10 protein-coding genes and 1 tRNA gene are annotated in these 12,557 nt (G+C 60.1%); 5 read left to right on the top strand and 6 right to left on the bottom strand.

What is annotated here, in order from left to right; translation table 11 throughout:
• Position 1 precedes the first annotated feature (1 nt).
• Complete coding sequence (gene pyrE / locus GEI7407_RS15545; RefSeq protein ID WP_315863851.1) at positions 2-580, bottom strand: orotate phosphoribosyltransferase; 579 nt, start codon at positions 578-580, stop codon at positions 2-4.
• Positions 581-939: 359 nt separating this feature from the next.
• Between pyrE and GEI7407_RS15540 the strand changes: the two genes are divergently transcribed.
• Positions 940-1,302: a hypothetical protein gene (locus GEI7407_RS15540; RefSeq protein WP_051030789.1), complete on the top strand. Its 363-nt coding sequence runs from the start codon at positions 940-942 to the stop codon at positions 1,300-1,302.
• Positions 1,303-1,487: 185 nt separating this feature from the next.
• Here the strand turns inward: GEI7407_RS15540 and GEI7407_RS15535 are convergent.
• Positions 1,488-1,560 (bottom strand) — tRNA-Ile (locus GEI7407_RS15535).
• A 191-nt stretch (positions 1,561-1,751) separates the two neighbouring features.
• On the opposite strand from GEI7407_RS15535, the gene GEI7407_RS15530 reads away from it, so the two are divergent.
• Together GEI7407_RS15530 and GEI7407_RS15525 are read left to right on the top strand one after the other, a co-directional pair.
• The gene (locus GEI7407_RS15530; RefSeq protein WP_015173153.1) at positions 1,752-2,462 is read left to right on the top strand and encodes a hypothetical protein; all 711 of its coding nucleotides are present in this window, start codon (positions 1,752-1,754) and stop codon (positions 2,460-2,462) included.
• 62 nt (positions 2,463-2,524) lie between these two features.
• On the top strand, positions 2,525-4,093 hold the full coding sequence (locus GEI7407_RS15525; protein WP_015173152.1) for a hemolysin family protein: 1,569 nt from the start codon (positions 2,525-2,527) through the stop codon (positions 4,091-4,093).
• On the opposite strand, the gene GEI7407_RS15520 is transcribed toward GEI7407_RS15525, so the two are convergent.
• The 3 genes from GEI7407_RS15520 to GEI7407_RS15510 all read right to left on the bottom strand — a co-directional run bounded on the left by GEI7407_RS15520 (position 4,090) and on the right by GEI7407_RS15510 (position 7,346).
• Complete coding sequence (locus tag GEI7407_RS15520; protein ID WP_015173151.1) at positions 4,090-5,052, bottom strand: ankyrin repeat domain-containing protein; 963 nt, start codon at positions 5,050-5,052, stop codon at positions 4,090-4,092. The two genes, GEI7407_RS15525 and GEI7407_RS15520, sit on opposite strands and share 4 nt — an antisense overlap.
• Positions 5,053-5,238: 186 nt before the next feature.
• Entirely contained in the window at positions 5,239-5,937 is a 699-nt protein-coding gene (gene queC / locus GEI7407_RS15515) for a 7-cyano-7-deazaguanine synthase QueC (RefSeq protein ID WP_015173150.1), read from the bottom strand.
• Positions 5,934-7,346 carry a hypothetical protein gene (locus GEI7407_RS15510; RefSeq protein ID WP_015173149.1) on the bottom strand — a complete coding sequence of 471 codons (1,413 nt, stop codon included), beginning with the start codon at positions 7,344-7,346 and terminating at the stop codon, positions 5,934-5,936. The genes queC and GEI7407_RS15510 overlap by 4 nt, the downstream gene beginning before the upstream one ends.
• A 488-nt stretch (positions 7,347-7,834) precedes the next feature.
• Here GEI7407_RS15510 and GEI7407_RS15505 point away from each other — a divergent pair, with 488 nt between their 5' ends.
• Positions 7,835-8,902, top strand: a complete 1,068-nt coding sequence (locus GEI7407_RS15505) for a Gfo/Idh/MocA family protein (protein WP_041268491.1) — start codon at positions 7,835-7,837, stop codon at positions 8,900-8,902.
• Here GEI7407_RS15505 and GEI7407_RS15500 read toward each other — a convergent pair.
• Complete coding sequence (locus GEI7407_RS15500) at positions 8,895-9,863, bottom strand: SGNH/GDSL hydrolase family protein (protein ID WP_015173147.1); 969 nt, start codon at positions 9,861-9,863, stop codon at positions 8,895-8,897. The genes GEI7407_RS15505 and GEI7407_RS15500 overlap by 8 nt on opposite strands.
• 512 nt (positions 9,864-10,375) lie before the next feature.
• Between GEI7407_RS15500 and GEI7407_RS15495 the strand changes: the two genes are divergently transcribed.
• Positions 10,376-12,190 (top strand): ABC transporter ATP-binding protein, encoded by a 1,815-nt coding sequence (locus tag GEI7407_RS15495; protein ID WP_015173145.1) that lies wholly within the window; start codon positions 10,376-10,378, stop codon positions 12,188-12,190.
• Positions 12,191-12,557: the final 367 nt, after the last annotated feature.

Raw genomic sequence — 12,557 nt, 5'->3', positions numbered from 1 at the left:
CCTAGGGGTGCAGCTCTTTCCAGTGTCGCTGCAAGTCTCCAATGGAGAACACCGCCTCAAAGGCAAGCCCCTTCTCGCGATAGAGCTCAGCCCCGCCCTGCTCACGATCGATCAGCGAAATGACCCGATCCACGGTGTAGCCCGCATCCCGCAAGCGATCCACCGCCTTGAGAGCTGACTGGCCCGTAGTCACCACGTCTTCGAGCACCACGACCGGGCTGCCCGCGGGCAGCGTCGGCCCCTCGATGTAGGCCTGGGTGCCGTGGCCCTTGGCCTCCTTGCGCACGATCAGCGCCGCAATTTCCTGCCCGGCGTAGGCCGCCGCGACGCTCACCGCCGTCACGATCGGGTCCGCGCCCAGGGTCAACCCCGCCACTGCCACCGTGTCTGCTGGCAGCATCGGCAGCAAGATCCGCCCCACGCCCACGCCGCCTTGCGGATGGAGGGTGACCTGTTTGCCATTGATATAGTAGGTGCTGCGCTGTCCCGACGAGAGCACGAAGTCTCCCTCGCGGTAGGCCACCTGACAAAACAGATCCAGCAGCTGCTGGCGAAGCTGATCAAGCGGAACCGTTGCCATCGCGAGAGCGGAAGAAGGCTGGGCAGAAGAATGCTCGGTCATAGTTTCGACGATGGAACCAACCGTTAAAAGTGCCCTCCTAATGTACCGGATTTGGCTCTCGAGTCATCGGGGGTCCTGACCTTGACATCTGGGCGTCCATGGGGCTGCCAACGCCCCAACCGCGCTACGAGCGATTGCCCTTTGAGGTCCGTAACGCTCGGTCAAAGTTTTTGCCAATCCCCAGTTTGACTGCCAAGATGGGGTAGGATTTATCGGAAAAATTTGTGAGGAGTATGGCTATGGGCGATCGCTTCAAGAGTCTTGCCGGTGTACTCGCGCTAACTGCTGCTTCTGTGGCCCTCGCCTCCACAAGCGCAATGGCCCAAACAGCGGAATCCTACGGCGTCTCGGACGACAACTACAGAACGATTCCTGAGACGGTTTACGACGCGCTCAACTCGGAGTCCGGTGATTTCTACGAAAATCGCTCCCTCGAGCGTCAAATCAACAGCATTCTGGGCCAGGGTACGATCCTGCGCAACTCCTACCCCGAGAACCAAATTGCCCGCGACAGCCTGCGTCTGCGAGCGGTCTACGATGAGGTGATGGCCGAGCAAACGGTCGGCGATCCGTTCATTCGCACGCCGGATCTGAACAGCCCCTTCGATACGTCTGTGCAGTCGCTGCCGGCTAGCCAAGCGGGCAGTCGCTTGGTGGGTAGCGAGCTGGTCTTCGAATAAGGCGCACTCTCGCTTTATGCAAGGTCTAAGTTCCCTGAGCAGGTAGCGCTGAAACTTCTATAGAGCTATCTGTTCGGGGTTTGGGGCGATCGCGCCTCGGGCTCACCGCCCCAAAGCTTTCTTGCTCCCCTCCCACTCACTTTTTACGGGGATTCGCGAAGTTCGTACCGAAATTTTTGATTAAATCCAGGGTGCAGGGGTCGAACCTGCCTGAGGCGAATTATGAGTTCGCTGCCTAAACCGCTCGGCCAACCCTGGTTGCTGGACATTAGTTTAGCCTGATTGCTTCCGGATAATCCACCGTCTGCGCTGCCAAACTGGGTGTTGCGGGCGCGAACTGGCCCGATCTGGCCACGCCCCTTGTGGCAGTTTGGTCTGGACTTTTGGCCGATCGCCGATAGGATATTAATCAAGTTTTGAGGGTGGCTCCTCGCTCACTTTTGACCCCCATGAACCAGCGAATTAGTCCCACGGTTGCCTTTACGCTTATCTTGCTGACCCTGATGTTGGGGTCTGGGGTCGTCAGCGCCGCTTGGGGATTTGCGCTCGGCCGGACAGCCCTCCAGGGTGTGAGACAGCCGGATGTGCGACCCAACAGCAAGCAAGTCGCCAAGACGCGCAGCAACAACGGGGAAGCGGTGTTTCTGATCAAGGAAACGGAAATTCTCAAGCGCGTCAAGGCCAAGATCGCCGGTCAAGAAGAGAATAAAGGCGCGCAAAAGCAGTCGAGCGTAGAGCGATCGCCGGTTGCCCAGGCCAAGCCCGTGGTTCAGCCGGTGAGCTACACGTCGACTACGGCGGATACCGCTGCGGCCAACCTGCCCCGCAAAGCCGAAGACGAGGGCATCGTGATGACCGTGGCCTCGGTGCGCCAGCAGGGCGAAACGCTGCTGATGGATGTGAGTCTCCAAAACCAGGGCGATCGCCCGATTGAGTTTCTCTATAGCTTTTTGGACGTGAAGGACGATCGCGGCCAAACCCTGATTGCGACGACGGAGGGGCTGCCGACGGAGCTCGCCCCCCAGAGCGGAATCTACAGCGGCGTGATTAGTGTGCCGACTGCCGTCCTCGAAAACTCGCGCCAAATTTCTCTGGCCCTAACAAACTATCCCGAACAGCAGCTCGCGCTAAAAATCTCAGGCATTCCAGTGGTACGGTAGGGATTCGGCGATCTGCGCGATCGCCCGTTGTTTTGTTCTTTATCGCCTCTGACGATTTGCCCATGGATGCCTCGGTGTTGGTTGCCGCCAGCGCGTCGATTTCCCTGAGTGGACAAGATGTAGCGCTGCGGCTGCTCTCGGTGCTGCTGCTGATTGCTATCAATGCTTTCTTTGTGGCGGCCGAATTCTCGATTGTGTCCGTGCGGCGATCGCGCATCAACCAGCTCGTGGCGGCGGGAGATCTCCAGGCCCGCACCGTCCAGCACCTTCAGCGGGGCATCGATCGCCTGCTGTCCACCACCCAATTTGGCATCACCCTCTCGAGCTTGGCCCTCGGCTGGATTGGCGAAAGCACCATGTCGGTGCTGGTGGCCGCCTGGATGCGTCAGTGGCCCCTCCCGCCAGCGACCGCCGACTCTCTCGCCCATGCTTTAGCCATCCCCGTCGCGTTCTTTGCGATCGCCTATCTGCAAATTGTCCTAGGCGAGCTGTGTCCCAAGTCCGTCGCTCTCCTCTACGCCGAAGAGCTGGCGCGCTTTTTGGGACCGGCCAGCCTCACGATTGCCCGCCTCTTCAACCCCTTTATCTGGGCGCTCAACCAGTCCACGCGCTGGCTGCTGCGACTGGTGGGGATCCAGTACACGGGCCAGGGCTGGTACAACCGCGTGACCCCCGAGGAGCTACAGCTGATTATCAGCACCTCCAGCGAGTCGACGGGGCTTGAGGCCGAGGAGCGCGAGCTGCTCAGCAATGTCTTTGCGTTTGGGGAAGTGACAGCGGTCGAGGTGATGGTGCCGCGCACCAGCGTGGTAGCAGTGCCCGAAAAAGCGACGTTTCAGACGCTGCTGGAGGAAATCGCCATCTCGGGCCACTCGCGTTATCCAGTGACCGGCGACTCCCTAGACGACATTCGCGGCATCATCTACTTCAAGGACTTGGCGGCTCCCTTGGCCCAGGGCGAAATTACGCCGGATACGCCGATTCAGCCCTGGATCAAGCCCGCTCGCTTTGTACCGGAGTACGTGCCCCTCAATGAGCTGCTGGCCCTGATGCAGCGATCGCGCCAGGTCATGGTGGTGGTGGTAGATGAGTTTGGCGGCACTGCCGGACTCATTAGTATTAAGGATCTGATTGCAGAGATCATCGGCGATGGCGGAGAGGCCGAGAATCCCGAGGAGCTGAGCTTCCAGATGCTCGATGAACAAACCTTCTTGGTGCAGGCCCAGCTGCACATCGAGGAAGTGAATGAGCTGCTGAGCCTGGATCTTCCCCTGATTGATGAATACCAAACCCTGGGCGGCTTCTTAATTTACGAGATGCAAAAAATCCCCATGGAAGGGGATTCTTTTCGCTATCACAATCTGGAGTTTACCCTCGTGTCGGCGGATGGCCCCCGCCTCCACCAAATCCGGGTCCACCGGATCGAGCTTGAGCCGACCAGCGCCTTTGAGGATGTGACGGACTTGCTCGATGAGATGCCCGCGGTCTCTGAGGGCAGCCCAGCCTCGGCGGAAGCGGCCGACGGCCTGCCCCCCGAGTTTCAAACCAGCGATCGCCCGGAAGCGTCCCTCGATCTGCCCCCGGAGTCGCCGCCCGAGCCAGCCCCCGACTCCCCCGAGCCAGAGCGCTAGCGGTGACCCAGGAGCTGGGCTATGCGCGATCGCCCGGATTTCTCGACAGATTCGAGGGTTTGGACGGCTTTTGCGAGCTGCTGGAGAGAGGTCTCCAGATCATCCGCGTAGGACTGCTCAGCCAAGATCTCCTCGTGGAGCGCTTCGAGCGTTAAGGGGCGTGGCGCTGCTTCGCTGGTTTCGCAGGGGTCGACCCAGCTAGCGGCGCTGTTGCCGTTTTCATCCATGGCTTGGGTATCGGCCCCCGCCGCAATGAGAATTTCGGCCACCTGGGCGCTACAGGCCTCCGCCGCCAAAATCAGCGGAGTGCGGCCTTGGGGGTCGCGGGCATTTAGATCCGCCCCGGCGGCGATCAGCCGCTGGGCAATGTCTGCGCGATCGTCGTAGGCGGCATACATCAGCGGCGTCCAGCCCTGGTCGGGGTCGGCCAGATTCACCTCGGCCCCAGCGGCCAACAAGGCATCAACAACGGCGGTATGGCCGCGATCGGTGGCGTAGTGCAAGGCAGTGCCGCCCTCCCAGACCATGCTGTCTGCAAGGGCTCCGGCGGCCAGCAGCCGCTGGACAATCTGGGGCTGATCGCTGCTGGTTGCCATCATGAGAGCGTCGCATTTGTCGGCGAGGCTGGGTCCGGGCTGGGCCCGCAGCAGCATTTCGAGGGCGGCGAGGTCGCCCCGCTGGGCCGCCAGGCCGAGGGGCGAGAGCTCGCCCGCGTCCAGGAGAGCCCCGGCTTGGAGGAGTGTTTGGATCAAGGCCAAGGCGCCCTTCTCGGCGGCGATTTCTAGAGCGGTCATGGCGCTGTCGGGGTGGAGGCTGTCGGGATCAAAGCCGCTGATCAGCAGCGATCGCACCTGCTCGAGGTTTTGGGTGGCGATCGCCGTCCACCACCGAGCGGTTATCTGCGCCAAATCTTCAGCCAAATTTTCAAGCGTTGTGGCTGGAACATGATCGAGGGGCATAGTCTTCTCTCCCAACACGTGCCCAAAGGTCAGCACCCTGCGTGACCTGGATTCTGTTCTAGAGAGTGCCCGAAAAATCCGCCAAATCGCTTAGAAAACCAGGGTTTTACATAATCTTTAGACAGGCCGGGAATCCACGGAGGGCGCGCCTAGAGGGCGATCGCCTCTGCACCGAGTTCGCCGCTGCTATCCCCGCAGATCCTCTGAATTTTCTGCATAGGCCACCGGATCTGGACGACCGAGCTCCGCAAAAGCCGCAAGGCGCAGCTGACACGCGTCACAGACCCCGCAGGCTTTTTCGCCCCCGTCATAGCAAGACCACGTCAGCTCCCACGGCACCCCCAGGCGATCGCCCAGCTCGATAATTTCGGTTTTGCGCAGGGTCAGCAGCGGCGTCACAATCTCGATCGGCTTGCCTTCGCGGCCCTGCTGAGTGCCCAGGCGAAACACTTCTTGCATCGCCTCAATAAAATCTGGCCGACAGTCGGGGTAGCCCGAGTAGTCCAGCGCATTGACGCCGATGTACACCCGCTCAGCCCCCAGCACCTCAGCGTAGGCCGACGCGAAGCTCAGGAAAATCATGTTGCGAGCCGGGACGTAGGTGATGGGCACCTCGGCGGCCATGCTTTCGAGGGAGCGGTGCTGGGGCAGGTCGAGGGCGTCATCGGTCAGGGCCGAGCCGCCCCACTGCCGCAGGTCAAACCGGATGACCTGGTGATCGGCGGCCCCGGCGGCCTGGGCGATCGCAGCAGCCGCTGCCAGCTCTCGCCGATGGCGCTGGCGGTAGTCAAAGGACAGCGCGTAGCAGTCGCAGCCGTCCGCTTTGGCCTGATAGATCACCGTGGAGGAGTCGAGTCCTCCCGAGAGTAAAATAACTGCTTTCATCTTGAAGAAGAATAGGTAGATGGGGAAGGAGCCGATGGGGCCTGGGCGATCGCCGCCTCGATGGTTTCCAGGGCAATGGGCTGCCCATCTCCGGGCACCTCCACCACGGTCATGTACCCCTGAAAATCCCGGCCACCCACGGCCTGGAGCGCCGCCAAAATCTTGGGCATGTCGGCCTGCTGGAGCTGGCCCACCTCGTCGTAGAGCTCCAGCGAAGACAAGCAGCCAATGGTGGGGTTCCAGCCGTAGCTCTCAGGGCTGCCTTGGCGCTGGCTAAAGAAATTGGGTGCTTCGCCGGACCCATGAATCCGAAAGAGCGATCGCCCCACCTTGCCTGCCCAGAAGCTCTGCTGGATCGGAAAGTGCGATCGCCAAGAGGGCGGCAGCAGCGCCAGATAGTCTTCTAGATCTCCCTTGAAAGGGCCTTTTTGACCCGGTAGAAAGGCCTTGGCTCCCGCTTCGAAGGGCACAAACAAGTTGACCAGCGGAAAATAGCCGTAGGCTCGAAAATATTCATCATCGGGCTGGGGAATCGTCCCCTCAATCCGATAGAGGCCCTGGGGCGTCTGGCCATGGAAAAAGTTCCAGTTCACGCCGTGGAGCGATCGCAGCATCAGCGGCACCGACCACAGCGCCTCTCCCTCCCGCACAAAGCGGCCCCGCTTATCCTTCAGCACAGCCCGGCACAGCACAGCCCGATCGCTCTGGCACACTACATATAGATGGGGCTGACCTGGAACGGCCTGCCAGGTCAGCAGGTCGGCCAGCGGCGGGGCGGGCTGCTCCGCCGCCGCCAGATCCGTCAGCGTTGTGCGCAGAAAGACATCCTCACTCCACTGGGGAAAGCGCGTCTGAATGCGATCGCGCCACTGAGAAATTTCTTCTGCCGAAGCGCCCCCCTTGGCCAGGGCCGACAGCGCCATGGCCACCCACATCGGGTCTTTGCTGCGATCGATCATCGCCTCAAACTGCCGACCGATCGCCCGGTAAAGCGTCGGATTGCCGATATAGAGCTGCGTGCCGACCTGCGTCGCCAGATCCACTGTTGCCTTCTGCGGGTCGGAGAGGCGGCGAGCATTCGCCAGAGCCAGGATGCTCGCGACGCCGGTCCCCACATAGTCCGCCTGGGGCTCCAGGACCGCCGTTGCCCAGAGGGTTTTGCGCCAGTGCGTGGCGTGGCGCTCCCCGACCGGATAGCGCCGCAGATCAAATCGCTCCGGCACAATCAATGCCTCTTGCTCTAGGCGCTGCTGCTGCCGCGCGTCCCCAGTGGCCTTGGGCTGAGGCGGCGGCAGAGAATTGGATGTCAGCGCCGTGACGCTCTGGCCGAGGGCTGGAGCTCCCAGCCAAAAACTAGCGATCAGGCTGCCCCAGGAGAGGGACGCCAGTAGCGTGCGAAAACAGGCCATGAGAGTGTGCCCTGGTAACAGCAAATTGCTTGCAGAAGCAAAATAATCGTTGCTGCGCACCTCAGTGCGCGATCGCAATTTTCGCACCCCCACATCCCCAGCGGAACACCCTTGACCATGCTCAGCAATGGCTGGACTGTCCGCCCCCAATGGACAGGCGAGAAAGTGACACAAGCTTTACAAAGCAGGTACTTGGCCGCCGCAAAATTTAAAGGAAGTCGTAATATGCGCCCTAAATTCGCATATATTGAAACAATTCAACCGTTCAAATTTAGGATTCTTTACGAATCCGGACGCTGTGATAGTATCTGCTTGATTTGATCCGGTTGATGGGCGCGGTTTTGCGCCAAAGCGCAGCGTTAATCAACCTATCAATAGACAAAGGACAGGCCAACTATCGACACGATTTCGGCAGCGGCCATTTACAACAAATTTTTGACAGGCAGCGTATCTCAGCGGTGGAGCAAGAAACAGGAGTGCAAGAGAGCATGACAGTTTTACCCTCAAACGTCCACCCACAGCGCGGACAATCAGCCCCCATTCGAGTTGGGGTGATTGGGGTTGGCAACATGGGGCAGCACCACACCCGTGTTCTGAGCATGCTAAAGGATGTTGAGCTCGTGGGCGTTGCGGATGTCAACGTTGAGCGCGGTCTTGATACGGCTAGCAAGTACCGAGTGCGCTTCTTCGAGGACTATCGGGAAATGCTCAATCACGTTGATGCTGTTTGCATTGCAGTGCCGACGCGGTTACACCACTCGGTGGGCATGGCCTGCTTGCAGGCAGGGGTGCATGTCCTGATCGAAAAGCCGATCGCCGCCAGCATTTCTGAGGCTGAGTCTTTGGTGAATGCTGCTGCTGAGGCCCAGGTGATTTTGCAGGTGGGGCACATCGAGCGCTTCAATCCAGCCTTCCAAGAACTCAGCAAGGTGCTGAAGACGGAAGAACTGCTGGCCCTCGAAGCTCACCGCATGAGTCCCTACTCCGATCGCGCCAATGACGTGTCGGTGGTGCTGGATCTGATGATCCATGACATCGACCTGCTGCTGGAGCTGGCAGGAGCGCCGGTGGTGCGCCTGACCGCTAGTGGCAGCCGCGCTTCGGATTCCGGATATCTGGACTACGTAACGGCGATCTTGGGCTTTGCCAATGGCATCGTGGCGACGCTGACGGCGAGTAAGGTCACCCACCGCAAGATTCGCAGCATTGTTGCTCACTGTCGCGGCTCGTTGACGGAGGCGGATTTCCTCAACAACGAGATCTTGATTCATCGGCAGACGACGGCCAACTGCATGACCGACTACGGCCAGGTGCTCTACCGCCAAGACGGCCTGATCGAAAAGGTCTACACGAGCAATATCGAGCCGCTCCATGCAGAGCTGGAGCACTTTGTTCACTGTGTCCGGGGCGGCAATCAGCCGTCGGTGGGCGGTGAGCAGGCTCTCAAGGCGCTGCGGCTGGCGAGCCTGATTGAGCAAATGGCGCTGGACGGCCAGGTGTGGTCGCAGCCTGATCTGCAAGTGGACCCGATGAATTCGTCGGTGATGCTCACTTAGCGAGTTGCGAAGTGAGGGGCTCTAGAACGGCCAGAATTTGCTGGCTGACGAGCTGATTGCCCCGAGGGCTCAGGTGGATGTGATCCCGATAGAGCTCTTCGGGGCGATCGCTCGCGTCAAAAATGTCTAAGAAATCAAGATAGAGAATCTGCTGTGCTTGGGCGAAGTCGCTGAGGCGCTGGCGGGCGGCGATTTCGTAGTCGCGGGGGCCGCCCTGGCTGGCGAGCTCTCGTTTGAGGGGGGTCATGGCCAAGACTAGGTGACTCTGGTTGGCTTTGATGTGCTGCTGAATTTGCTCAATCGCGGCTAGGTTCCGCCCCACGCGATCGCCCGTTTCGGCTTGCAGGGTCTGGAGCTCGGCGGGCAGGGGAGGGGCCTTGAGCAGGTAGCGCTTGAGCACTTCTTCGAGGGCCAGTCGGGGTTTGCGATCGGGATAGTTGCGATCGCGGCCTACCGGGAGCGGCGTCGGCTGGGTGGCGAAAAGGTCATCGGTGTTGATCAAGACAACCACAATTTGGGCTTCAAAGGTGCCGAAGCGCTGGAGATAGGCCCACTCGTTGCGCGGTCCCCAGGAGTTGGCGGAGGCGTTGAGCACCTCGACGGGGCGCTGGGCGAGGGCAGGCGATCGCCGCAGGAGATCCCCGAGCCGCTCAGAAATAATCTCAGGCTGATCGGTCCACCAGCCGCCGTTGGCGATCGAGTCTCCGAGCAGCAGCAGTCGCAGCGTGCCCGGCGATCGCTGGGGGCTGATTGCCGCTGCGCGCATGGAATACGCGTTGATCTCGATGCGATTGCCAAAGCGTCGGGTGCGCTGGCTGGGGGCCAGCAGGTAGCCGATTTGGGGATCTGCTTGGTAAATCAGGGGATTGCCAAAGCCAAAGCGGAGGCGCAAAAACACCTCCGCGAGGCCGAGCGCGACTACCAAAACGCCAGCAAACCCAAGCAAAACCTTCAAAACCATGACCTTGGCCTTGGGCGATCGCCCAATCCTGAGTAATTGCTAACAAAACTAACCTGATTCAGCGGTTGATTTTGGCCCATCGGTGGCTAGAATCGATGTGGATAAAAAATAACGTGCTTATTTATAAGCCATGCTTATAAATATCTTGAGCACTTTTCGAGCCCGCAAGGAGCAAACATCATGCCTTCAGATCTCGATCGTGGAATCATGAAATTCCGCGGCGCTGATAGCACCCCTGCCATTGCAGTTTCGTCAGTTGTGATTTTGGGCGCGATCGCTGCCCTCATTTGGTGGTCTCTCCAAGCCGCCTATTGTTTCGTCTAGGGCCTCCGGCCTCTCAGAGTAGCGCTTTGGCCTTTGCTTGAGCCATCTCTTCAAAGCAAGGCGCCTGCTAAGCGGAAAGCAACCCGCGTCGGCAGCGCCAAAGGAACCACAACTCCAGCCTGTAGCATGTATAATACAAGTGCTACAGGCTTGTTTTATGGGGCGATCGCCCCGGTCGCAAAGGACAGATGGCTAGTTTCCGAGATATCCTCCAGTACTACCGACACTACTGGCGATCGGCGCTGCTCAGCATAGGAGCCAGCAGCTTCTTCGAGATTGCGGATTTAGCAGTCCCCTACGCCATTGGTCAAATCCTCAATGTGCTGTCCCAGCAGCCCCTTGACCCCCTCGTCCAGGGAGCGATCGCCCCGCTGGTGTCCTTTTGGGGAATGTCGCCGCGCTCTGCTGGCCTGGGCCTGCTGCTGGGCCTGATCTGCTTGGTGACGATTGTTCGGGCGCCGATCCAGCCCTGGCTGGGGCTGTGGTTTCACTGGGCAATCCCGCTCAAAGCTCGCCGAGATCAGACCCAGCGCGTCGTCGAAAAAATTCTCAGCTTGCCCCTGGAGTTCTACGACGAAAATAACCCGGGCCGGATTGCTGGTCGGGTGGCGCGGGGGCTCGAAAACCACACCTGGTCCTATCCCGAGGTGGCAGGTCAGCTCGTGCCCAAGCTGGCTCGGGTGCTGGGAATTTTCGTGATTCTCTGGTTCATTGAGTGGCGAATTGCCCTGCTGCTGCTGGTGTCTTTTGTCGGGATTTTGGTGTTTGGATTGCGCAGTCTGCGCATTTTGATTCACCAAGAACGGCTGCTCGATCGCCATCAGGAAAACACCGAAAGCCGCACCTCAGAGATCATTACCAACATCAAAACCGTCAAAGCCTTTGCGACAGAAACGCGGGAGCGCGATCGCCAGAGTCGCCGCCTAGACCGGGAGCTGATGGTGGTGCTGGAGCGCATTCACCGGGGCTATGTGAATCTCAACACCTGGCAGAGCACCGTGATTCAAGCCTGCGTGTTTGCGGTGCTGGTGTTTGCGCTGGTGGAGACGATCCAGGGCCGCATTTCCCTGGGCCACTTTGTGACGACGCTGACGGTATCGAGCATGGCCTATGCGGAGCTCAACCCGATCAATACCCTGGCGGAAACCTTTGCGCGGCGGTACGCCTCGATGGTGCGCTTTCACGAGTTTATGCAGCGATCGCCCGGTCGCGACGCGATTACCTTTAGCCCTGAGCTGCCCACGGCCAACCCCTACCAGTTCACCGGCAAGCTAGAGTTTGACCACGTTTCCTTCGGCTATCAGCCGGACAAGCCAGTGCTCAAGGACATTAGCCTGTGTATCGAGCCTTGCCAGACGGTGGCGCTAGTGGGGCGATCGGGCTCAGGCAAATCAACCCTGGTCAAGCTGCTGTTTCGCTACTTTGAGCCGACTCGAGGCGCGATCCGCCTCGATGGTTTGGACATTCGCCGCTTGGAGGTCGATCGCTACCGTCGCCGCCTGGCCATCGTGCACCAAGAAGTCGACGTCTTCAACGGTACGCTGATGGACAACCTGACCTACGGCAATCCCAATGCGTCCCTGGAGCAGGTGCGGGAAGCCTGCCGAATTGCCCGCGTCGATGAGTTTCTCGATCAGCTGCCCAAGGGCTACAACACCGTGGTGGGCGAGCGGGGACTGCGGCTCTCGGGCGGGCAGCGCCAGCGACTGGGCATTGCCCGGGCGCTGATTGTCAATCCTGACGTGCTGGTGTTTGATGAGGCGACCTCGAGCCTGGACTATGAGTCGGAGCGATCGATCCAGTTAGCCATGCGATCGCTCCTCGGGACGCGCACCCTGCTGATCATCGCCCACCGCCTCAGCACCGTGCGGGAGGCTGACCAGATCATCGTCCTCGATCGCGGCGAAATTGTAGAAGTGGGCAATCACGAAGAACTGCTGCGCCACGGCGGCCTGTACCATCGCCTGCACGCCCTCCAGGAAACGGGTGAGCTTTGGGGCTGATCGGGCCAGCATTGCCAGTTGAAACGGCGCCTAAACCGGTTGCGAGCCCCGAGTCGAGAATCCTGCCCAGGGGTGACAGCGGCATCGGCGCGACCTTCGAGGCGCGAGGAGCGACCCTCCGACGACTCTGGCCATCAGTCGCCGCGAACCGCAAAAAATTACCGCCGCTTTCCCCCGGTGAGTGTGCCAACATACCGATAGCGGCTTGCGCTGCGATCGCCCCCGATCGCCCCCTCAAAGCAGGGAAAAGGCGCAAAATGCATCGTTCTGCGTCTTCCTTGCTGTGAATAGGCCTGAAGAACTTCTACCCATCCCAGCCCAGGGGCAGCTCCAAGCCGTCCCTGGGCTTGCGTTTGGAAGGATTCGA

The organism is Geitlerinema sp. PCC 7407, from assembly GCF_000317045.1.
In the GTDB taxonomy this organism is placed as follows: domain Bacteria; phylum Cyanobacteriota; class Cyanobacteriia; order PCC-7407; family PCC-7407; genus PCC-7407.
Note: the sequence above shows the minus strand (reverse complement) of the source record. Positions and strands in the feature narration are given on the sequence as shown.

Excerpts from the sequence above, each read along its gene's own strand:
- pyrE (WP_315863851.1), bottom strand. The coding sequence starts at position 580 with ATGGCAACGGTTCCGCTTGATCAGCTTCGCCAGCAGCTGCTGGATCTG.
- GEI7407_RS15540 (WP_051030789.1), top strand. The coding sequence starts at position 940 with ATGGCCCAAACAGCGGAATCCTACGGCGTCTCGGACGACAACTACAGA.
- GEI7407_RS15530 (WP_015173153.1), top strand. The coding sequence starts at position 1,752 with ATGAACCAGCGAATTAGTCCCACGGTTGCCTTTACGCTTATCTTGCTG.
- GEI7407_RS15525 (WP_015173152.1), top strand. The coding sequence starts at position 2,525 with ATGGATGCCTCGGTGTTGGTTGCCGCCAGCGCGTCGATTTCCCTGAGT.
- GEI7407_RS15520 (WP_015173151.1), bottom strand. The coding sequence starts at position 5,052 with ATGCCCCTCGATCATGTTCCAGCCACAACGCTTGAAAATTTGGCTGAA.
- queC (WP_015173150.1), bottom strand. The coding sequence starts at position 5,937 with ATGAAAGCAGTTATTTTACTCTCGGGAGGACTCGACTCCTCCACGGTG.
- GEI7407_RS15510 (WP_015173149.1), bottom strand. The coding sequence starts at position 7,346 with ATGGCCTGTTTTCGCACGCTACTGGCGTCCCTCTCCTGGGGCAGCCTG.
- GEI7407_RS15505 (WP_041268491.1), top strand. The coding sequence starts at position 7,835 with ATGACAGTTTTACCCTCAAACGTCCACCCACAGCGCGGACAATCAGCC.
- GEI7407_RS15500 (WP_015173147.1), bottom strand. The coding sequence starts at position 9,863 with ATGGTTTTGAAGGTTTTGCTTGGGTTTGCTGGCGTTTTGGTAGTCGCG.
- GEI7407_RS15495 (WP_015173145.1), top strand. The coding sequence starts at position 10,376 with ATGGCTAGTTTCCGAGATATCCTCCAGTACTACCGACACTACTGGCGA.